This is a genomic window from Dyella terrae, from assembly GCF_022394535.1.
Taxonomy (GTDB): Bacteria; Pseudomonadota; Gammaproteobacteria; order Xanthomonadales; family Rhodanobacteraceae; genus Dyella.
Map to the genome: position 1 here is coordinate 2937390 of NZ_CP089414.1, position 20195 is coordinate 2957584.

Genomic DNA, 20195 nt, shown 5'->3' on the forward strand with positions numbered 1-20195 from the left:
AGGCACGTCTAAGACGGCGCTAAGTGATTCGTCGCCCCACATCACCCGGCTGAAACATAACTGTCAAATCGTAAATTCACGCTAGTGCGCTGAATCCAGCCACTGCCGATACCACCATGCCCAACGTCCTCAGCCGGCGCCATCAGGCGTCGCACACCCTCTTGCGCCCGATTTCCAGCGCGATCGCCCTGGCCCTGGTTGCCGGCCTGTCGCTGGCCATGCCCGTGCATGCCGCCGATACCGATCCGGCCACCACGGATGCCAGCACAGACGCATCGACGGCCAAAGCCAATGCCAACGCGCTGAAGGCGCCGAAGGAGCTGGAAGAGGTCGAAGTGCGCGGCACTGCTGCGCAGTCCGCCATCACCCAGGCACCGACGCAGGCCGATCTGAACATCACGCAGCCCCAGTCGATCATTGGCCTGGACTGGATCAGCAACCACGTTGCGCCGACCGCCGATTACGCCACCATTGCCGCGATTTCGCCGGGCGTCACCAATGTGAGCACTGCGGGCCCCGGCTTGGGCGAGTCCAAGCAGATGACGCTGCGCGGCTTCAACGACAACCAGTACAACGTGACGTACGACGGCATTCCGTTCGGCGACACCAACGACTTCAGTCACCACACCAGCAGCTATTTCCCGGCCAAGATGCTCGGCCAGATCGTGGTGGACCGCGGCCCCGGCAGCGCCAGCACCATCGGCGAAGCGACGTTTGGCGGCACGGTGGGGCTGAGCTCGAAGGACCCGACCGACTCGTTCTCGTTCATCCCCACGCAAAGCTTTGGCAGCTACGACACCTCGCTCACGCACCTGGAAGTGAACTCCGGCAAGCTCGATGATCTCGGCGGCGGCAAGTTCATCGCCAGCGCGCAATACATCAGCACAGACACCGCCAAGACGGACGGCGACATGTCGCGCAAGACGGGCTACATCAAGTACGTGCAGCCGATCGGCGACAGCACCGAGATCACCTTCCTCAGCAACTACAACTACATCCGCTTCAACAATCCCAACCTCAGCTCGTTGACGCTGCAGCAGATCACGCAACTGGGCAGCAATTTTGGCCTGAACAACGACCGCACCAGCGTCAACTGCGCCTGCTACAACTACCAGACCAAGCAGACGGACCTGGAATACATCGGCGTCCACAGCCTGCTGTCGGAAACCTGGTCGCTGGACAACAAGGTCTACACCTACGCCTACGACAACACCAGCCACGAAAGCCCGTACGTTGGTACCAAGGCATCGCCCACCAACATGGGCGGCTACATCAAGATCAATAATTACCGCGCCTGGGGCGACGTGCTGCAGTTGGTGCATGCGGACGACCACGGCCAGTTCCGCACGGGCGGCTGGTACGAGTACACCGACAACAACCGCAGCAGCATCGCCATCGACTACGGCCGCGACGGCGCCGTGGATGTGAAGCCGGGCGCGTCGACCTTCGGCACGTTCAACAGCAAGGGCGTGTACAGCGGTCCGTACAAGTACATCATGACGGACCAGCTCCATACCGGTCAGCTCTATGCCGAGTACGAGTGGTACGCCTATGACGGCCTGAGCATCACCCCGGGCGTGAAGTACTTCGACGTGAGCCGCGACATCGAAGCGCCGATCAACCAGACCACCAAGACGCCGCTGTTCTACAAGCAGAGCTGGGACAAGACGCTGGGTTACCTCACGGCTAACTACACGTTCAACCAGGAATGGAGCGTCTACGCACAGGCGGCGCAGGGCTTCCTGACGCCCAACCTCAACCAGTTCTACGTGCCGAACCCGACGGCGAACAACACGCATCCCACGCAGACGATGAACTACCAGTTCGGCACGGTCTACAAGACCGAGCGTTTCAACGCTGACGCCGACGTGTATTTCATCAACTACAAGAACTACCAGTTCTCCACCACGGTGCCGGGCACCACCGATCCGGTCTACTACCTGGCGAAGGGCGCATACATCAAGGGCATTGAAGGCGAGGCCACGTACTACGTGGGCGCGGGTGCCAGCGTGTTCGCCAACGGCTCGCTGCAGGATGCCTATTTCAAGGGCTCCAGCCTGGACATGCCCAACGTGCCGAACCGCACCGCCGCGCTCGGCGTGATGTACGAGAACCAGGGTTTCTTCGCGTCGCTGTACGACAAGTACACCGGCAGCCAGAAGGCCTACAACTCCAGCTTCAGTCCGGACGTTGCGTCCTCGGTGAGCTCCACCATCAGCACCGGCGGTTACTGGCAGGCGGCGATGAGCATTGGTTACGGCCAGAACCTGAGCGGTTCGGTGATCAAGAGCTACAAGGTGCGCCTGCAGGTGGACAACCTGTTCGACGCGCACAACCTGGTGATCAACTCGGTGAGCAGCAACGTGGGTTCGTACTACGTGCTGCCGGGCCGCAGCTGGTTCGCTTCGGTTTCGCTGGCACTCTGACGGACGGGGCGACGATTTGATGTTCAAGCACACGTTCCTCACCCTGCTCCTGCTCGCACCGTCGCTGGCCGCCGCCAGCGACGGCCACGCCAAGACCTACCTCAGCGACGCGCAAGTCAGCGCCGTGATGGCTGCCCTGCCCGCGCCAAGCGCGCCGGGCAGCGCGGAAGACAAGGCGGACTACGCCGCCACTGACCGCGCTTTTGCGGAGCGTTCGGCAGCGGACTTCGCCCAGGCCAAGCAGGAAGAAAAGTTCAATGCGTTCGACTTCGCACCGCTGATCGGGCCCGGCTTCCAGGCAGACAAGCTCCCTCGCGTGGCTGCGCTGTTCAAGGAAGCGGAAGAAGAAACCAAGGAAGCGGTGGATCTTTCCAAGAACCACTGGAAGCGCCCGCGCCCCTGCCCGCCCGCCTCGGACTGCGCAAGCAACCCGGAGAAGGCGGCGAAGAAGAGTTTCGGCTATCCCAGCGGCCATTCCAGTAAGGCCACGGTGGACGCGATCCTGCTGGCCCAGTTGTTCCCGCAGGATGCCGACGCCCTGATGCAGCACGCCCGCGACATCGGCTGGCGTCGCGTAGTGAAGGGTGTGCACACGCTGCAGGATATTTATGCGGGACGCGGGTTTGGCACGGCACTCGCCACCGACATGCTCGCCTCGCCCACCTTGCAACACGATCTGGCGGCAGCTCGCGAAGAATTGCGGGCAGCCGGTTTGGCTCCGAAGACGCCGTAGGCCCTTGAGGATCCCTGATCCTCGCCCCTTCCCTTAGCTTCGATGGAGCACGTGCCCACGGATGGGCCCTTTTTTTCCCGGGACGGTAACAAAACTGCAAGACAATCGAAGGCAGGCCCCGGGAATGTCCCGTGGCCTGCTGTTTTCGTTGGAAGGGGCGCGCGGTGCATATCATCCTGGTGGAAGACGATCTGGAACTTGGTGCGGCTATCCAGCGCGCGATGGAGCGCCTGTCGTACACGGTCACGTGGCTCACCGACGGCACCGAAGCCATCGCCACCATGCAAGAGAAGACGGCCGACCTCGTATTGCTCGACCTGGGCCTGCCAGGCAAGGACGGGCTCGACATCCTCACGGAGGCACGCAACAGCGGCGTTACCACGCCCGTGCTTATCCTCACCGCACGGGATGCGGTGCAAGCGCGCGTGCACGGCCTGGACGCCGGTGCCGACGACTACCTCACTAAGCCGTTCCATCTCGATGAACTGGGCGCGCGCATCCGCTCGCTCACGCGCCGCATGCAGGGGCTGTCCGCCAACCGCATCGAAGCCGGCGCACTGTGCCTGGACCTGGGTACGCTGGAAGTCACCTTCCACGGCAACAAAGTGGATGTCACACGGCGCGAACTGTCGCTGCTGCAAGCCTTGATGGAACGTGCGGGTCGCGTCGTGCGTCGCGACATGTTGGAAAGCTCACTCTACGGCGGCGAGAAAGTCGTCACCGACGGTGCCATCGACGTGCTGGTGCATTCGTTGCGCCGCAAGCTGAGTTTCGATGCCATCCAGAACGTACGCGCGTTCGGCTACATGATTCCGCGGGACGCCCGGTGAAGCCCAACAGTCTGCGCGGGCGCCTGCGCTGGATGATCATCGCGCTACTGGTGCTGTTCCTGTTGCCGCTGGCGTTCTACAGCTTTTACCGCACCAGCGACGAGATGGCCGTGTTGTCCGACGCGCGCCTTGCCGAGGCAGCGCATACCGTCGCCGCGCTGATCCGCCAGTCCGGCCTGCAGACGTTTGCCAACCGCGACGGCATCATCGTTCCCGTGCAGAAGAAAAGCGTGCTGGCCGCGCAGGGTGAAGTCGCCACGCATGAATCGGAAGTGGGCTTCCAGGTGTTCGATCGCCAGGGCAAGCTTGTGCTTGGCACACTCAACCTGATGACGCTGCCCGCCACACCGGATGATCGCTCGGCGTACCACGATCTGAAGAAACAGCATCACGTGTGGCGCGTGTTCAACTACGTTGATCCCAATAGCCAGTACGTGATCCGCACAGGCGATCGTTACGACAGCCGCGAGAACATCGTGCATACGCTGTGGATCGACCACGGGTTGCCGTTCCTGCTCGGCCTGCCTGTGCTCGCTCTGCTGGTCGGCTGGGCGGTGGGTCGCGGCTTGCGCCCGCTCGCCAGCCTCACCACCGCCCTGTCCGAACGCGAACCGGGCAGCCGCGAGCGCATCGCGTTGCCCGATGCGCCACGCGAACTGCGCCCGGTGCTGAACGCGCTCAACGAGCAGCTTGCACGGCAGGAAGATGCACTCGAACGCGAGCGGCGCTTCAGCGCCGACGTGGCGCACGAGCTGCGCACCCCGCTGGCCTCCATCCAGCTGAACCTGGAAAGCGCGATGGAAACCGTCGACCCCGACGAGGTCCACGATAGTCTGGCGGGCGCGCACAACAGCGTCGCCATACTCAGTCGTCGCGTGGAGCAGTTACTGGCGCTGGCCAAGCTCGAAGCGGGTGCAGCTTCCGCGCAATTCGAGCCGGTGAATCTCGTCGAGGTCGCGGACGACGTGGTGAAAGAACTCGCGCCCGTCATCCAGCGCCGTGGCGTGGAACTGGGGTTTGCGCAACAGGACGGCCTCGTGCTGGTGCAGGGCTATGCGCCTGCGCTCGTCGCCCTGCTGCGCAACCTGCTGGAGAACTCATTGCGCTACGTGCCCGCGGGTGGCCACATCCAACTGGCTGTCGCGCAAAGCCGGCAGGAGGCCACGCTGGAAGTGATCGACAACGGACCGGGTATCCCCGCCGAACGCCGTCGCGATGTGTTTGCCCGTTTTCATCGCGAGAACGGCAGCCGTGGCGAAGGCTATGGCCTGGGCCTTTCCATCGTCGCCCGCGCCGCCAGCCTGCACCGCGCCTCCATCGAACTGCTGGACTCGCCGCAGGGCCGTGGGCTGCGTGTGCGGGTATCGATTCCCCTGCTGTCGCCCTGAAGCGGCACACGCAGCTTCACGACAACGTGATCACCGCCTGTAGTCCACCACCGTCGCGGTTGGCCAGTTGCAAATGGCCGCCGATGGAAGCGATCAACTGCGCACCGATGGCCAGCCCCAGGCCAGAGCCGCCGGTATCGCGATTTCGCGAGGATTCGAGACGGTAGAAAGGTTGCAACACCTGTTCGAGCTCGTCCTCCGGAATGCCAGGGCCGCGATCGGACACGGTGATAGTGAACGCATCCGGCGCGGCACGATGCAGGGCGACTTCCGCCGAACCGCCGTATTTGATCGCGTTGTCGATCAGGTTGACCAGTACGCGGCGCAATGCCTGCGGCCGGACGGTGGCGGTGATGGCAATGGTGTCCGCCATGTTCACGGGCTGGCCAACGTCCTGATAATCGAATACCAGACTTTCCAGGAAGGCGCCGACATCCATCTTCATCGGCTTCTCGGCATCACCATGTGCGCTGCGCGCGTACGCCACACCCTCTTTCACCAGGTGCTGCAATTCGTGCAGATCGTCGATGATGCGCTGCTGCTCCGGCGACTCATCCAGCGCCTCGACGCGCAAGCGCATACGTGTGATCGGCGTCTGCAGATCATGGGAAATGGCGGCGAGGATATGCAGGCGTTCCTTCACGTGCAGGGCGATGCGGTCCTGCATGGTGTTGAAAGCCTTAGCTGCGCGTGCCACTTCGGCAGGTCCGTCCTGCGGGATACGCGGCCCGTTGGCGGTCGGCGTCATGGCATCGGCAGCCTCGGCCAGTGTCGCGAGTGGACGTGTCGCCAGCCGCACCGCCAGCCAGGCGCACACCAGCAGCAGGATCACCTGCAGGGTGAACACAAAGGGCAGCCACGCCGCCAGCGGCTTCATATGCGGCGTGATCTGTAGCGTGAGCGGTGTGCCGTCGTGCAGGGTGAAGTGAACCTGGTAGCGCTCCGGCGACATCGAGATGGTGTTGCCGTAGACGCGGTAGTCCGGCCCGACCTCCTTGGCGATCAGGGCAAGCACATCGCGCGAACGTTGTGTGGTGAGGCGATCACCCGGCTCACCGGAGCCGAGGATGTAGAAATAGTTGTCGCGCTCCAACCGGTTGAGCCAACGCGACCGTTCGGCCGCGGGCAGGCGATCAAGCACGGCGACCGAGGTACCCACGTCGTGCTCCAGCGTATTGAACATCACCGCCGTCGCGCTCTGCATACGCTCGAAGTACAGCAGACCGAACGACAAGCCCTGCGCCAGCATCAACCCGGCAAAAAGAATCAGGTACAGCCGCGATGCCATGCTGCGCGGCCACCAGCGCCGGCTGATCACTGGCGAATCCGTGCTCACGGTGCATCACCGTTGAGTATCACCGGCATCGAGAACACATAGCCTTCGCTGCGTACGGTCTTGATATAGGTCTGCTCGCGGGCGCCGTCCTGCAGGCGCTGGCGCAGGCGGCTCACCATCAAGTCGATGGAGCGGTCGAACAGCTCCGCATTCCGGCCCTGCGTAAGGTTGAGCAATTGATCGCGCGACAGCACGCGCTGCGGATGGTCAAGGAATACGCGCAACAGGCGGAACTCTGCACCACTCAACGAGACCACGGTGCCATCGTCATCCAGCAGATGGCGTGCGGTGGTATCCAACCTCCACCGACCGAACGCAATAACATCGCTGCTCTCGGTGACGCGCAGGTTCGGCGGCAGCATGCGCGTGCGGCGGATCACCGCCTTGATGCGCGCCAGCAGCTCACGCGGTGAAAACGGTTTGGTGACGTTGTCGTCCGCTCCCATCTCCAGGCCAATGATGCGGTCCGTCTCGTCGTCGCGTGCGGTGAGCAGCACCACCGGCACGTGCTTGTGCTTACCGCTACGCAGCGTGCGGCACAGCACCAGCCCATCGTCGCCGGGCATCATGATGTCCAGCACCACCAGGTCGAACGCCGACGTATCCAACTGCGCAAACATCTCGCGGCCATCGGCGGCCGTGGTGGCGCGTAGGCCGTTCTTGCGCAGATAGTCCGCGATGCCCGTGCGGATGCCGTGATCGTCATCGACGACGAGGATATGGTCGATGTGTTCCATGCAATCTCCGTTAGCCCGGTGGGGCGACATGCCGTTTGCGCTTACGCTTTGCCCAATAGCTGGCGGACACGCGCCTCCATCTGATCGTAGTCGCCTTCGCCGACATGGCGATAGACCACGTGGCCATCGCGGTCGATCAAGTAGATAGCCGGCCAGTAGCGGTTGCCGTAGGCGTTCCAGATCCGGTTGTCATTATCCATCGCCACCGGGTAGCGGATACCCAGCGTTCGGATCGCTTGCCGCAGGCTGGTCACATCGCGCTCTTCGTCATACTCCGGCGTGTGCACACCGACCACCACCAGCCCGTCGCCGGCATAGCTGTCGTACAGCGCCTTGGTGTGCGGCAGCACGTGCAGGCAGTTGATGCATTCGCGCGTCCAAAATTCCACCAGCACCACTTTGCCGCGCAAAGCCGACATAGATAGCGGTGGCGAATTGAGCCATTGGGTCGCCCCTGCAAAGTCGGGTGCTGTTGCATCGGGCGTTGGGGTTTCGGCGCTGGCGATGTTCCAGGTACCAGGTAACGCGATGAACAGGGCTGCACTGAAGACCGCTACGGCGAGGGCAAGACGAAGGAATTTCATTGTGGGTATCTCCATGGCGGGTGGCCAGGTGGGGCCGCCGACGTATGCATTGGAACAACCCTGTTTGTATCGGGCGTGTCCCCGCACCCGGCTTTTTGTATCACTTTGTATCCGCGCCCCGTAGCCATTCAGAGCCGCGTGTGCCCGATATGTATCTGAATGTATCGGCTCGCCATCCCGACATGTTTCGATGCCTTTTGGCGCCGAACGGGACACATCTGCGATACGCCGCCAGGGTCTCCTCAGCCACACCGGCTGATCCACAGCCATGTCACCCCCATCTCAGGAGATCCACCCCATGAACGCACGCTCCATTCTCTATACCGGCAAGACCGTGACCACCGGCGGCCGCGAGGGCCAGTCGCACAGCAGCGACGGACAGCTCGACATCAAACTTTCGCTTCCCGGCTCCAACCTGCCCGGCACCAATCCCGAACAGTTGTTCGGCGCCGGCTGGTCCGCCTGCTTCACGGGCGCCATGCGTCATGCGGCCCGTACGCGAAAGATCGATATGCCCGCCGACACCGCTGTCTCCGCCGAAGTGGACCTGGGCCAAGGCCCGGACGGCTATTTCCTGCAGGCCCGCCTCGCCGTCTCGCTGCCCGGCCTCGACCGTGACACAGCCCGTTGGCTGATCGATGCCGCGCACCAGACCTGCCCCTACTCCAAGGCGACGCGCGGAAACATCGACGTCGTGATCTCACTGGTCTGACCCAGCCGCCTGCCTGAGGAATTCACCATGAAACGCACACCTGCAAACCTCGTCACCGCCTTGGCGCTGGCCCTGTCGTTGTTCACCGTTGGCAGCCATGCCGAAGAGGCGATCAAGCCAGTGGATGCCTATCGCGATGCCGCAGCCACCGCACAGCTCCCGGCGCCACCGCGCGAAGACGAACAGCGCACGGCACCCGGCAGCCAGATCAATGGCCGATCGGACTGGGACGTCGATTACCCGTCGCAACTCGCGCCGCAAGCGCTGCACGTGCCGGACAGCGCAGCCTCAAGAAAATAGTAATGACCCGGCGCTGATGCGCAGCAGGCGTCGTAAATCACCGGTCCGCAAGCAACTCAAGATTCTTGCGGACTCGACCCAAGGTTGTGCCCGTTAGCGATTCGTCGCGAGCTCGTCGAGCAAGCGCGCCTGCAAAACGGAATCCAACTGGAAGAATCCACGCGGGGAAAGCACCTGGTGGTTCGGGTTCGCCTGGTAGGAATCCGCAACGACCTCGCCCTGCCTGACTTCGAACCCTCCCACGATGTCTTCCGGGGGCACGGGACCCTCGGGCGTGGGGGTTCGCCCGTCGATGACGTACACCCAGCCATCCGCCTGACTTCTCGCTGCCGCGATGAGGTTCGGCACGGATGGACCGTGCTTGCGGATCACATCGTGCATGAACTCGACGAAGGCACGGTTGCGTGCAAAGTTGTCAGGCGCAAACAGATCGTCGGTACGCTGGGCATCCAGCAGCTGACCGACGATCTCCTGACTGACAAGCCCTTGCCTGCCTGCGTCTTCTAGCGCCGCCAAGGTCACGTAGGACACCTTGCCATCCGGCGTGGCGACCTTGCAGATGCTGATGGGAAGCGTAGATGGCGTGTTGTTGGTCATGGTGTCCAGGCGTCGCGGTGGGTGCGCTCTCTCATGGCGCGTCGTTCAGGCGGGACGATGTGCCAGCGCATAGTCGATGGCCGAACACACCGCAGCTACCTGGGCGTCGTTGCACTGTTGCGGCGTGGCGCGCGGGCTGTCGGGATACACCTCGGTGGTCGTCGCGTAGTGCGCATTGGTAATGCCGGCGCACAGCCCCCACTCCTTCACTGGATACTTGATCACGCCCGGCAGCAGCAACGGCGCGCCGATGATCTCGCCGCGTGCGTCGGCGTCCGCGATGTGTGTCACTTTGGCCACCGCCACGATCACAGCCTGCTGAAAATCGGGCTGAGGGTTCTCGGCCTCGTCCACCAGATAGAACCCATCGGGAATTTCACCCGGCTCGAACGGCTTGCCGTCGCGCGCGGCCAGCGCCGGACGATACTCCGACTCGTCCGAGTCAGTGGTTTCGTGCAGGTCGATATGCATCAACACGCGATCGCGCAGCGGCTCCAACAAATCGACCAGCGCCGCCGATTCACCTGCCGGGCTGTTCTTTCGGAAATTGCGATTGGGATCGAGTGCACCAGGGTTCCAGCGATTGATGCGCTCATACGCCCATGGGCTAACGCAGGGCACCACCAGCAAGTTAGCGCGGCCGGCATAGTCGCGGCCGTGCTGCTGCAGAAACTGCAGGGCGCCATGCACACCACTGGTTTCGTAACCGTGCACGCCGCCCGTCACCAACAGCACCGGCAGGTCGTCGCGCCAGTCGCGGCTGCGGACGGCCATCAGCGGATAGTGCTCGGGGCCATAGTTCAGCGTGCCGTACTCCGTCACGTCGAACAGCTCGCGCAGGTTCTCGACAACGCTGAGCACATCGGCCGCGTAGCTGCGGTGCTTGGTCTGTTTCGCAAGCCACTCCGCTCGTTCCGCCGCACCCCACGGCTGTCCGGGAGTACCGATGGGATAGAAAGCCGGGTTGCTCATGGTGAACTCGCGATGGTCGGTAAAGGCCTACTCTAGCACCGTGTCCGGCGACCGCTCAGCCCGTCGCGATGATCAGGGTGTAGTCCTCATCGGGCTCAATCTGATTCGCTACGGGTCCCGATACGACCCGTGCCTTACGGTAGGGACGCGCACTCATCCATGATTTCGCGACCGAGCGCGCGGGCATCCGCTTCAGACCAACCTCGAGAGAAATGCCGTTTCTCGATGATCTTCGCGCCTCGTCCGGCATCATTGTGGGCGCGGAAATAGTCGGCGGCCTTGGTGCCGTGAACCACCAAGATGGATGGCTTCACCGCGTCAAGCAGGAATTCAAAAGGCTGAGTGCATTGTTGTTCCTTCGCCAGTTCCTTCGCCTTCTCCGTGGCGGGCGCATAGATATTCGTTTCCAGAACACCGACCGACCCCGCCTCTTCGATGATCCACTCAATAACGCGACGCGAAGGACTTACTGCAGACCGCCGAGTCTTGCCCGGTGCAAGAGGACGACGCTGTCGCTCATCCTTGTAGCACTCGAGCCATTTCTCTTTGTCGAAGCCGTAGCCGCTACGCCAGAAGTCCCAGAATCCCGCGTTCATCGATGTGGCGGGGTTGAAGCCGACAATGAAAGCCCTGCAGGCGAGGGGCGATCCGTTGCACACAAAGGGGCGCAGAGCCGTCGGCCGATGGATGATGTGCTCGAGTTCGCGCTCAAACTCCTCGATCGTAGTCACGGTAGGCAAGGTACGCCATACGTTCACGTGAGACTCCTCGAATCTGACTGACTTCAAGAACTACCACTCGCTTCGGCGACAGGATATCCCTCACCTGCCGGGAAGAACTACGGCTGAAGTTCGATACGCTGCTTCGTCGCCGCATCTTCGAACACGGCGTGTTCCACGCGCCACTGCCCCATGGCTTCCACGGCCTCGATATAGACCTCGCCTTTGCCTTTGGGACCTTCGGCGCTGAAGGAAAGATTGGCTTTTCCGTCGCCCCCCGATACCTGGATGCCCCCCGTGGGGAAGCCCGTGGTTATCGGCGTGCCGAGCACTTCGGTCACCTGCTCGCTGCGTTGCAGTTCGCTGACGGCAAGCTTGTAGGCATCGGAGCCCTTCATGGCCGACAAGATGCTCCAGAAGATTCCGCCGAACAGCAGCACGAAGAGCACGGGAATGATGATGCCCCACCTGGCCCACATGCGTTGCGTCCGTCGAAAATCCTCCACGCTGTTCCAGCGTTTGTTCTGCCACGCCCACGCGCCTCCCTTGGCGCCCAACACAAAAAACATCGGGATATTGACCAAGGGAACGAATACGAGGAACGCGATGAAGGTGCCGTTGCCCATGCCCCAAATCCACGTGAGCAGAAACGCGCCCCAGTTCCAGCGATTGACCTCGGGCGGAACAACGGCTCCGGCTCCGCCACCCGATGTGTTTTCCATGCGATCTCCCCAAGCAAGAAGTTACCGCCCCGCCTGAGGTGGACATGCTCATTGGCCCGACATCGCGGGCAACGCACACCATCCCTGGCATGAAGCGGCTCTACGGCGCTACGAGGTCACATCTTCCCCGCAGTCAACGTATTCTGCAAAGCGAAGATCAGCGAGCTTACTTGCCGTCGCTCAACAGATGCTGCACATCAACGATATCGACGCCTTGCATCTGACCCATCAGGCTATCGAGCCACGGCTTATGCGAAGCACCCACCACCACCAGGATGCGCGCCCCCGGCTGGTCGCCAAACGTCGTGCGGATATTGGCGGCCATCCGTAGATTGCGCCCTTCCCAGCCGGCCACATAGCGTTGACCGTAGTGCTGCGGTGAGCGGTCGCGCAAGGCCGCGCCGAAATCGGTGTCCACCGTTATCTGCTGAAAGGCCGGCGAGTTGATAAAGCGGTAAAGCTCGAGTACGTCTCCTTTATGCTCCAGCTCGCCCTCACGGTCGCGCATGGCTTTGGCACGAGGCGCAGCGGCGTCCCAGGCGGCCTGTACGGCCTTGCCATAGGCGACCGGATCCCCTACGTCGATGTTGTCTCCCGTATGGTCGTCAATGGGATAGACGCGTGGCAGGCCAAGCCGCGCCGCCAGTCGGGCCGCGATTTGTGTACTCTCGTTCGGGCGGTCGCGAGCCTTCTGTAGCGACGCCACCAACTCGTCGTTGAGACCATCACCGGCTCGTCGCTCCGCCTCCGGCAACTGCAGCCACTGGACCATCGCGGATGTGGGATCACCCGCCGCAAGGAACACCGCGGCCAGATGGCGTCGCTGTGCCGGAGTCGGCGCAGCTGGCCACGCTTTGAGCAGACGCTGCGCCTCCCCAATGGCGGCAGGGATATCGAGCCCGGTCACGGCTTTTGCCTTGGATGTGTCCGGGCAGTAGTTGGCCACGTCGTCAGCGGCGTACACCGTTGGATGACGCTTCATGAGGTCGCAGGTTTCGCCGGAAAGACCTTCAATCGTGATGATGCCGGGCGCATAGGTCGCCAGCCGATCCAACAAGGGAGCCAGTTGGTCCTGAGTGATCGTTGCCCCCTTGGGTAACTGGCTCAGATGCACGCTACCCAGCACCAGCACCTGGCTACGCGGGCCGGCCATACCCGAATCCACCGAGGTCAGATCGACCTTCGCGTGAACCAGCCCGGGCGCGGCCAAGGCCACGCACAACAGTCGAATCGCCATAGAGGGCTGCATATCTTTCCTTTGAATGCCAACACCAAGGTTCGGCAGGCGACCGTAGATCGTTTGCCATTCAGGCCGTGCGCAGATCTCCCATGCACACCCCACCGCGTTGCCCAGTGATATCACTACCACCAGCGCGAAACGATGTGCGTAAGGTCATGGGTTCGCGGATCGTCCCGGACAAAATCTGTCAGCTACGCCGGATGCGGCGTAGCGTAAAATGCGGGACGTGGCTCGTAGGGAGAAGAAAGGTGTCAGCCGATTCACACGTACTGCTGTTCTCGTATGGGACGCTTCAACTTGAAAGTGTCCAGCTCGAATCCTTCGGACGTCTATTGGATGGAGACGAAGACGCCATGCCTGGCTATCGCCGCCAGATGGTCGAGATCACCGATCCCGAGGTGCTTCGCAAGAGCGGCCAGAGGTTTCATCCCATCGTTGTTTCGAGTGACAACCCGGCCGACGAAGTGTCTGGCAAAGTGTTCCGGGTGACCGACGCCGAACTGGCTGCCGCTGATCGCTATGAAGTCTCAGATTACAAGCGTGTTGCTGTCCGGCTCAAATCAGGCAGACAGGCGTGGGTTTATATCCAGGCGTGACGCTGCTCGATCCGCCATGACACAGCCATCGTTCAAGCCTTGCCGCCGCTTTTGAGAAAATCAATGAAGGTGCGCACCGCACGTGACACGTGGCGGGTATTTGGATAGACGGCATACACGCCTTGTTCGGCAAAGCGATAGCGGCGAAGCACGCGAACAAGGCTTCCATCGGTAAGCGAGGACTGCACCAGCCAATCGGGCAGGATCGCGGTGCCGTGCCCGGCGCGCGCAAACGCAAGCAAGGCGGCGGCGTGATCCGCGCTCACCGTCGATTCTGGCGGATCGCTCGCAAATGTCACCTCTCCGCCATCCTCGCCGCGCGCCACCTGATCCGGCAGACGCGGATAACCCACGCGCGGCAACGCGAGCACTGCATCGGGATCATCAAGTCGCTCCAGGCCATGACGCTCCAGTAGACGCGGCGCCGCGACCACGACAAGTTCGTGGCGCGACAGCAGCACGGCCCGGTGATCCGAATCGGGAAGCCGTCCCAGCCGTATCGCGAGATCGAACCGTTCCGGGATCAATGCCGCAGGCGCGGCCGTCGTGGACAGATGGACGTGCAGCGACGGATGGCGCGCCATGAACGCGCTGACCCAGGCAATAACGGCGTGCGCCGCATACTCGGGCGTCGTGGTAATGCGAAGCTCCCCGCGAAGTACCGCCTGATTTCCGCGCGCCTCGTCCACGGCGCGGCGCGCGGCGTCCAGGGTTTCCTCGCACCGCACGTAGAAGCGTTTTCCGGCATCCGTCAGCGTCAGGCCGCGCGTGTTGCGGGCAAGCAGAGTGACACCCAGACCTTCCTCAAGGCGCTTCAGATTGAAGCTGACCACCGCGCGGCTGGTGCCCAGCGCTTTCGCTGCAGCGGACAAAGAGCCGGTGTCAACGATGGCCTTGAAGATGTCGAATCGTTCCAGGCTGATCATGGCGCAACCGTCAAACGGGGTTTGACACTGTAGCGAGCCGTTTAAGGCTGTGTCCACCGCGCGTATCCGACTACGCTGCCCGCCTGCTTACAGGAAGCATCCCGTGTTCCGGCGCCATCGAATCACCCTCGTCTATCTGTTTGGCTTCTCGCTCGATCTGGTCAACATGTTCGCGTCGAACGTGGCCATGCCTTCGATCGGTACCGACTTGCACACCTCGACCGGCACGCTTGCCTGGATCAGTGCGGCTTATACGCTGGGCCTGACGCTCGCCATTCCCTGCGCCACACGATGGGCCAGTGCATGGGGCGAGCGCGCCACCCTGCTCGCCTCGCTTGGCGGGTTCGCCGTTGCGGCGCTGCTCGCGGGCATCGCGCCCAATGCATCGCTACTGGTGGTGTGTCGCCTGGCCCAGGGCCTGGCCGGAGGTCTGCTGATTCCGGTGGGACAAGCCTGGGCGTATCGATTGACACCCGTCAGCGAACGCGCGGCGCTCACCACACGCATCATGGCCATCGCCCTGTTCGTTCCTGCGCTTTCACCCTGGGCCGGCGGACTGCTCACGCAATGGGTCTCGTGGCGCGCGTTGCTCGCGGCGAGCGCACCAGCGGCACTCGTTGTGTTCGCCCTTGCTGCATCCTGGCTTCCATCGGATCAGACTCGCTTGCCGCACGTACCGTTTCTGTCCAGTGTGCCGCGCCTGCTGCGCATCCCGACATTACGTCTTCCCATGCTGATCTACCTGTTGGTGCCAGGCGTATTCGTGGGCGTCAATCTTGTCGCCGCTATCGATCTGGCACGCCGTGGATTCGCCCCGACGGATGTCGGTGTGCTGATGCTTCCCTGGGCTATGGCGTCAGCGGTGGGTATTGGTTTGTCGCGCCGATGGTTCGCTCGGCAAGGGCCTCGCCGGTTGTTTTTCATCGGCATGGTCGCCCAGTCGTTGGGCATTGCCTGGCTGGCGACGGTGCGCGAAGGAGGCCATGCGTCGGCTGCGGTGGCCTATCTATGCATGGGCTTCGGCGGCAGCCTCTGCTCCAGCACGGCCCAGACGCTTGCCTTTCTGGACATTGCCGCTGATGACATGCTGCCGGCCAGCGCCGCGTGGAACTTGAATCGACAATGGGCCTTCTTCATCGGGCCGGTTGCGCTCGGTGGGCTCCTGGCTGTCACAGGGCATGCCACCATCACCTATGTCGTGGCCGCATGCCTGTCACTGGCGCCCATGATCTTCCTGCGACGCCCTATTCTCCACACCTCGTCACCACATCTGGAAACCGACCATGACCACGCTTGAACAAGCGTCTGCCGAAATCATTCTCCTGCACGAACAGATCGAAACCTGGTTTCGGGGAGATGCCCCGCCAGACGCGTTGAACGCGCTTGTCGGATGCTTCGCCAACGTCTTTCAGATGGTGACCATCCGCGGCGAACGATTGGAGCGCGACGATGTACGGAGCCTCTTCGCGCGCCTGGGCGGAGCCCGACCGGGCATGGTCATCTCAATCGATCAGGTTGCAGTCATCGTCGAAGCACCGACCGGCTGGCTGGTGACGTATCGCGAAACCCAAGCAGCGGCCGATGGCACCTCGAACCAACGTCATTCGGCGGCGTGGTTGCAACCGACGAACCACGGCCGGCCGACCTGGCTTTTTCTGCAGGAGACGGCGATTCCGTAGAACATCTGGATTGCCGAATCCCAAAGGGCGTCAAGCAACACGGCGGCAGTCCGGCGCGTTGAACGCGCTAGGCCGAAAACGGAAACCGCTGCTTTCAACCCTGCGCGGCGCCAATAGCACCCGTGGCAACGACGGGCCCGGTGGGCTGACCGGTGGGTGATCCACCAACGGGCTCTACCGACACGGCAAGGGCGGCCGTGGGGCCCAATTGCGCCAGCAGGGCGCGATCGAGCTTCAGCGCGGTGGGTGCATCTGTAGCAATCATGCCGATGGAAATCGGCTTTCGCCCAGAAGGCACCAGCCACAACTGAGGCGCCTTCCCTTGGGCGAACGAAGTGGGTGCCACTGGCACGACGATCATGCGGGCTTGTTGGATATCCATCGTTGCCGTCCAGCCCACATGACCACCCGTCTGTGTGATGGAGGACGCCATGAACGGAATGGCGGACGACGACGGTGCGATGCGCGGCCCCGTTGTGACGACTAGCAGCAACAGACACGCCGCGGCCATAGCGCTGGCTCCCAGGCCAAGCCAGTGCCAGAAGCGCAGGTTCTCCCAGAGACCAGCACGTGCAGGCGGTATGCGTGCGCGCTCGCGCGCTTCAAATCGAAGCGCCTGCTGGATCCGGGCCCACACGTGGTCGGGCGGTTCGATGGGCGGAATCTCTTCGCTCATGGGTTGCAATCTGCGATGCCAAAGATTCACGGCGGTAGCGGCCTCGTCGCTGGTTTGCACCTCGGATGCCACCTCGGCGCGCGCATCGGCATCCAGCACGCCGAGTACATACTCGGCATATCGAAGTTGTGATTGGTCGCGGTCAAGTGGCGTATTCATGCGTCAAGGCACGTGCGAAGTTGCAGCAAACCACGGCGAATCCAACTCTTCATCGTGCCGAGCGGTACATGACATCGTGCCGCTAGTTCGCTGTACGTTGATCCCGAGAAAAATGCTTCGCGCACCGATTGGCGCTGCTTGGGTTCCAGTGCATCAAGGCACTCCCTGAGGCGTCTATGTTCTTCGGTTGCTTCAGCCTGAGTTGCCGGCCCCGGTTGTTCGTCGACAAGATCATCCAGATCAACGGAATGGGATGGCAGATGCTCATGGCGTTGCCGCAGGCGATCGATCACTTTGTTGCGGGCGAGCGCCATCAACCATGTCATAGCGCTCGCGCGCTTGGCGTCGAAGCTCTCCGCTCGGCGCCACACTGTCGTATAGATTTCCTGAAGCACTTCTTCTGCCTCGCCATGGTCGGCGAGCATGCGAAGGCACACTCCAAAAAGCTTGGCAGCGGTGCGGCGATACAGTTCAGCAAAGGCGCCCTGGTTGCCGGCGGCAACCTGCGTAAGCACCTGAGACAGCTCGTCTCGTTCGTCAGCGAAATGGCTCATGGATGTGCCTTGGTGCGCTGGCTTGGGTTGACCTGGTGAAAGTAGTACCTGCTTCAGCATGGAACCTCGCAAGCCGGCTTGGCAAGTTGATGCCGGCACGAAGGACCGTGACGGGATTCATAGCGCCTGATGACCGCACGTCGCCGCACCGTGTCGGATGGCAGCGACATGGGTAGTTCCGCAATGGCACGCAGCAATCAGGGCATCAGCACCTTATCGACGACATGAATCACCCCATTGGATTGAATGACGTCGCCGATAGTGACGTGCGCGGTGTTGCCCTTGGTATCCGTCACGGCCCAGCTGTCGCCATCCTTGCTCACGGTCAGCGTTTCGCCCTGCACGGTCTTTAGCTCAGCCTTACCGCCGCCAGCGGCGACCTTCATCGACAGATCCTTCGCGGTCAGCCGCCCCGGCACGACGTGATAAGTAAGGATTTTGACAAGGCTCGCTTTGTTCTCGGGTTTGAGCAACGTGTCTACCGTGCCTGCGGGCAACGCGGCAAAGGCCTCGTTGGTTGGTGCAAAAACGGTGAACGGGCCCGGCCCAGACAACGTATCAACCAGCCCCGCCGCCTTCACCGCCGCCACCAGCGTGGTGTGATCCTTGGAGTTCACGGCGTTCTGGATGATGTTCTTGGTGGGATACATGGCGGCGCCGCCGACCATCACGGATGCGGACGCATCCATGGCATCGGCCATGGCCAAAGGTGAAAACGAAGTGACGCCCAACACCAGGGCCATGCCAAACAGCACCGAACGCGCGCGTTGATAGCTTTTCATGATCATCTCCGTAACTAGCGACTTCCGGCTGGAAGCACAGTTAGATACGAACGTAAGCAGCCAACGGATGCAGGCCGACGCAAAAAAATATTGCCGGGGTCCTGAGCAAGCGTGGCGCTCGCAGGGACGGAATCCCCGTTGACCGTAAGCACTCATGCCTCTCATCCTGGAAGGCATATGCTATGGAGCAGTACCTCGGACGAAGTTCGCACCCCAGGGAGAAGCCCGTGTCGATCAAGGTACGCATCGCGGATTTAAATGACTTGGACCAGGTGGCGGTACTGTTCGACGAGTATCGACAGTTCTACGCGCAGAAGGCGGATGCGGCGCTCGCGCGTAGCTTCATGAAGGCTCGACTGGCAGAGGGCTCGTCACTGGTACTCGTTACCGAGAACCCTGAAGGTGAGATCGTCGCCTTCACCCAGTTGTATCCGCTCTTTGACTCGGTGGGTGCCGTACCTAGCTTCATCCTCTATGACCTTTTTGTAGCAAAACAGGCTCGCCGACAAGGGATCGCCAGGGCATTGATGATAGAAGCAGTCAACGAAGCGCGCCGCCGGGGTGCCGGGCGGCTGGAGCTGCAGACGGCCCGCGACAATGTCGCCGCCCAGGCGCTCTACGAGGGGCTTGGTTGGCTACGAGACAATGATTTCTTCGTCTACGCGATTCATCCTTAGGAATTCGCGTCGGCTCTTAGCGATAACTTCGAAGAGCATCGCATTGAACTCACCCAACTCCTTTCAGACCGAAAGCTGACGCTTGCTTAAGCGTTACAAAGAGCGGTCTCTAAAGGGCGCGTGCTCGTTGCCTTATCGCCGCGTTCTCCAAAATCGTCGTGCCGTCTTTTCCGTGCAGAAATTCACCGACAAAGGCACGACCGATATCGTCCTGATCAATCGTTCCGAACGATCCCGGCACCAGGCGACCGAGTACAGCAAGATAACCAGGGGTGTGCGCATTGCCGGCGATGATGCCGGGTCGAAAGATGGCCAATTGCTTGAATCCGACGCCGCGCACGGCGTCCTCCTTTTCACCCATGATGCGGGCGTAGCGAATCCGGCTCTTGGTGCTGCTACCGGCTGCCGAAAGTAGCCCGAATCGCTCGACGCCTGCAGCCAGGCAGCCGCGCGCAAACGCGCCGACCACACCGATCTCCAGTTTCCTCATGTCGTCTACGCTCCATTGCTGGCTCCCTTTGCCAATGCCGATGCACGATGCGGCATACACAGGGTCACCCTGCGCACGACATGTCCCGGCCAGTTCGGCGACATCACTGGCGAAGCTTGGCGCACCCGTATCCATGATCACCTGGCGCAGACGCGCGTCGGCCGCGATAGGTGCCTCCCGGCGATTGACCAGCACGACCTCCGCGCAGGAGCTCGTGGCGAGCAATGCCCGTATCACTGCCGACCCCACTTGTCCGGTACCACCGGCGACCAGAACGCGAAAGCTCATGGTATGTCTCGTCTTCGTATGAGGTTATGCGCGCCTTGGCGACGCGCCCGCTTTATAAAAGGTACCCGTAAA

Annotated in this window: 23 protein-coding genes; 10 read left to right on the plus strand and 13 right to left on the minus strand. The window is 62.1% G+C overall.

Going from position 1 to position 20195, the window contains the following annotated elements:
* Positions 1-116 precede the first annotated feature (116 nt).
* The 4 genes from DYST_RS12720 (at position 117) to DYST_RS12735 (ending at position 5377) form a co-directional block, all read left to right on the plus strand.
* Entirely contained in the window at positions 117-2426 is a 2310-nt protein-coding gene (locus DYST_RS12720) for a TonB-dependent receptor (RefSeq protein ID WP_239945997.1), read from the plus strand.
* A gap of 19 nt (positions 2427-2445) precedes the next feature.
* Complete coding sequence (locus tag DYST_RS12725; protein ID WP_102301465.1) at positions 2446-3159, plus strand: phosphatase PAP2 family protein; 714 nt, start codon at positions 2446-2448, stop codon at positions 3157-3159.
* 164 nt (positions 3160-3323) lie between these two features.
* The gene (locus tag DYST_RS12730; protein WP_239945998.1) at positions 3324-3989 is read left to right on the plus strand and encodes a response regulator; all 666 of its coding nucleotides are present in this window, start codon (positions 3324-3326) and stop codon (positions 3987-3989) included.
* Complete coding sequence (locus DYST_RS12735) at positions 3986-5377, plus strand: sensor histidine kinase (RefSeq protein WP_239945999.1); 1392 nt, start codon at positions 3986-3988, stop codon at positions 5375-5377. Before DYST_RS12730 ends, DYST_RS12735 begins: the two co-directional genes overlap by 4 nt.
* 16 nt (positions 5378-5393) lie before the next feature.
* Here DYST_RS12735 and DYST_RS12740 read toward each other — a convergent pair whose 3' ends face one another.
* The 3 genes from DYST_RS12740 to DYST_RS12750 are packed head-to-tail and all read right to left on the minus strand — an operon-like array spanning position 5394 to position 8034.
* Entirely contained in the window at positions 5394-6713 is a 1320-nt protein-coding gene (locus DYST_RS12740; RefSeq protein WP_239946000.1) for an ATP-binding protein, read from the minus strand.
* Entirely contained in the window at positions 6710-7450 is a 741-nt protein-coding gene (locus tag DYST_RS12745; protein ID WP_239946001.1) for a response regulator, read from the minus strand. Before DYST_RS12745 ends, DYST_RS12740 begins: the two co-directional genes overlap by 4 nt.
* Positions 7451-7491: 41 nt before the next feature.
* Positions 7492-8034, minus strand: coding sequence for a redoxin domain-containing protein (locus DYST_RS12750; RefSeq protein ID WP_239946002.1), 543 nt, complete (start codon positions 8032-8034; stop codon positions 7492-7494).
* 298 nt (positions 8035-8332) lie between these two features.
* Here DYST_RS12750 and DYST_RS12755 point away from each other — a divergent pair, with 298 nt between their 5' ends.
* Together DYST_RS12755 and DYST_RS12760 are read left to right on the plus strand one after the other, a co-directional pair.
* The gene (locus DYST_RS12755; protein ID WP_239946003.1) at positions 8333-8746 is read left to right on the plus strand and encodes an organic hydroperoxide resistance protein; all 414 of its coding nucleotides are present in this window, start codon (positions 8333-8335) and stop codon (positions 8744-8746) included.
* 27 nt (positions 8747-8773) lie between these two features.
* Positions 8774-9046 (plus strand): hypothetical protein, encoded by a 273-nt coding sequence (locus DYST_RS12760; RefSeq protein ID WP_239946004.1) that lies wholly within the window; start codon positions 8774-8776, stop codon positions 9044-9046.
* A 93-nt stretch (positions 9047-9139) separates the two neighbouring features.
* On the opposite strand, the gene DYST_RS12765 is transcribed toward DYST_RS12760, so the two are convergent.
* The 5 genes from DYST_RS12765 to DYST_RS12785 all read right to left on the minus strand — a co-directional run bounded on the left by DYST_RS12765 (position 9140) and on the right by DYST_RS12785 (position 13281).
* The gene (locus tag DYST_RS12765) at positions 9140-9643 is read right to left on the minus strand and encodes a hypothetical protein (protein ID WP_239946005.1); all 504 of its coding nucleotides are present in this window, start codon (positions 9641-9643) and stop codon (positions 9140-9142) included.
* A 45-nt stretch (positions 9644-9688) separates the two neighbouring features.
* Positions 9689-10615: a M14 family metallopeptidase gene (locus tag DYST_RS12770; protein WP_239946006.1), complete on the minus strand. Its 927-nt coding sequence runs from the start codon at positions 10613-10615 to the stop codon at positions 9689-9691.
* Between the two features lie 134 nt (positions 10616-10749).
* Positions 10750-11373 carry a hypothetical protein gene (locus tag DYST_RS12775; protein WP_239946007.1) on the minus strand — a complete coding sequence of 208 codons (624 nt, stop codon included), beginning with the start codon at positions 11371-11373 and terminating at the stop codon, positions 10750-10752.
* Positions 11374-11453: 80 nt separating this feature from the next.
* Positions 11454-12056 (minus strand): cytochrome c oxidase assembly factor Coa1 family protein, encoded by a 603-nt coding sequence (locus DYST_RS12780; protein WP_239946008.1) that lies wholly within the window; start codon positions 12054-12056, stop codon positions 11454-11456.
* 166 nt (positions 12057-12222) lie between these two features.
* Complete coding sequence (locus tag DYST_RS12785) at positions 12223-13281, minus strand: DUF5694 domain-containing protein (RefSeq protein WP_239952109.1); 1059 nt, start codon at positions 13279-13281, stop codon at positions 12223-12225.
* 263 nt (positions 13282-13544) lie between these two features.
* On the opposite strand from DYST_RS12785, the gene DYST_RS12790 reads away from it, so the two are divergent.
* Positions 13545-13892 carry a gamma-glutamylcyclotransferase family protein gene (locus DYST_RS12790; RefSeq protein ID WP_239946009.1) on the plus strand — a complete coding sequence of 116 codons (348 nt, stop codon included), beginning with the start codon at positions 13545-13547 and terminating at the stop codon, positions 13890-13892.
* A 32-nt stretch (positions 13893-13924) separates the two neighbouring features.
* Here DYST_RS12790 and DYST_RS12795 read toward each other — a convergent pair whose 3' ends face one another.
* Complete coding sequence (locus DYST_RS12795) at positions 13925-14818, minus strand: LysR family transcriptional regulator (protein WP_239946010.1); 894 nt, start codon at positions 14816-14818, stop codon at positions 13925-13927.
* 103 nt (positions 14819-14921) lie between these two features.
* Here DYST_RS12795 and DYST_RS12800 point away from each other — a divergent pair, with 103 nt between their 5' ends.
* Together DYST_RS12800 and DYST_RS12805 are read left to right on the plus strand one after the other, a co-directional pair.
* Positions 14922-16115 (plus strand): MFS transporter, encoded by a 1194-nt coding sequence (locus DYST_RS12800; protein WP_239946011.1) that lies wholly within the window; start codon positions 14922-14924, stop codon positions 16113-16115.
* A complete protein-coding gene (locus tag DYST_RS12805) occupies positions 16102-16497 on the plus strand; it encodes a DUF4440 domain-containing protein (RefSeq protein WP_239946012.1) in 396 nt (131 codons plus the stop codon). Before DYST_RS12800 ends, DYST_RS12805 begins: the two co-directional genes overlap by 14 nt.
* A gap of 94 nt (positions 16498-16591) precedes the next feature.
* On the opposite strand, the gene DYST_RS12810 is transcribed toward DYST_RS12805, so the two are convergent.
* From DYST_RS12810 to DYST_RS12820, 3 genes are all read right to left on the minus strand, one after another.
* Positions 16592-17332 carry an anti-sigma factor gene (locus DYST_RS12810; protein ID WP_239946013.1) on the minus strand — a complete coding sequence of 247 codons (741 nt, stop codon included), beginning with the start codon at positions 17330-17332 and terminating at the stop codon, positions 16592-16594.
* A complete protein-coding gene (locus DYST_RS12815) occupies positions 17329-17886 on the minus strand; it encodes a sigma-70 family RNA polymerase sigma factor (RefSeq protein WP_239946014.1) in 558 nt (185 codons plus the stop codon). The genes DYST_RS12810 and DYST_RS12815 overlap by 4 nt, the downstream gene beginning before the upstream one ends.
* A 197-nt stretch (positions 17887-18083) precedes the next feature.
* Positions 18084-18668, minus strand: coding sequence for a fasciclin domain-containing protein (locus DYST_RS12820; RefSeq protein WP_428993907.1), 585 nt, complete (start codon positions 18666-18668; stop codon positions 18084-18086).
* A 227-nt stretch (positions 18669-18895) separates the two neighbouring features.
* Between DYST_RS12820 and DYST_RS12825 the strand changes: the two genes are divergently transcribed.
* A complete protein-coding gene (locus DYST_RS12825) occupies positions 18896-19345 on the plus strand; it encodes a GNAT family N-acetyltransferase (protein ID WP_239946015.1) in 450 nt (149 codons plus the stop codon).
* Positions 19346-19454: 109 nt separating this feature from the next.
* Here the strand turns inward: DYST_RS12825 and DYST_RS12830 are convergent, their stop codons facing one another.
* Positions 19455-20123 carry an NAD-dependent epimerase/dehydratase family protein gene (locus DYST_RS12830; protein ID WP_239946016.1) on the minus strand — a complete coding sequence of 223 codons (669 nt, stop codon included), beginning with the start codon at positions 20121-20123 and terminating at the stop codon, positions 19455-19457.
* Positions 20124-20195 lie beyond the last annotated feature (72 nt).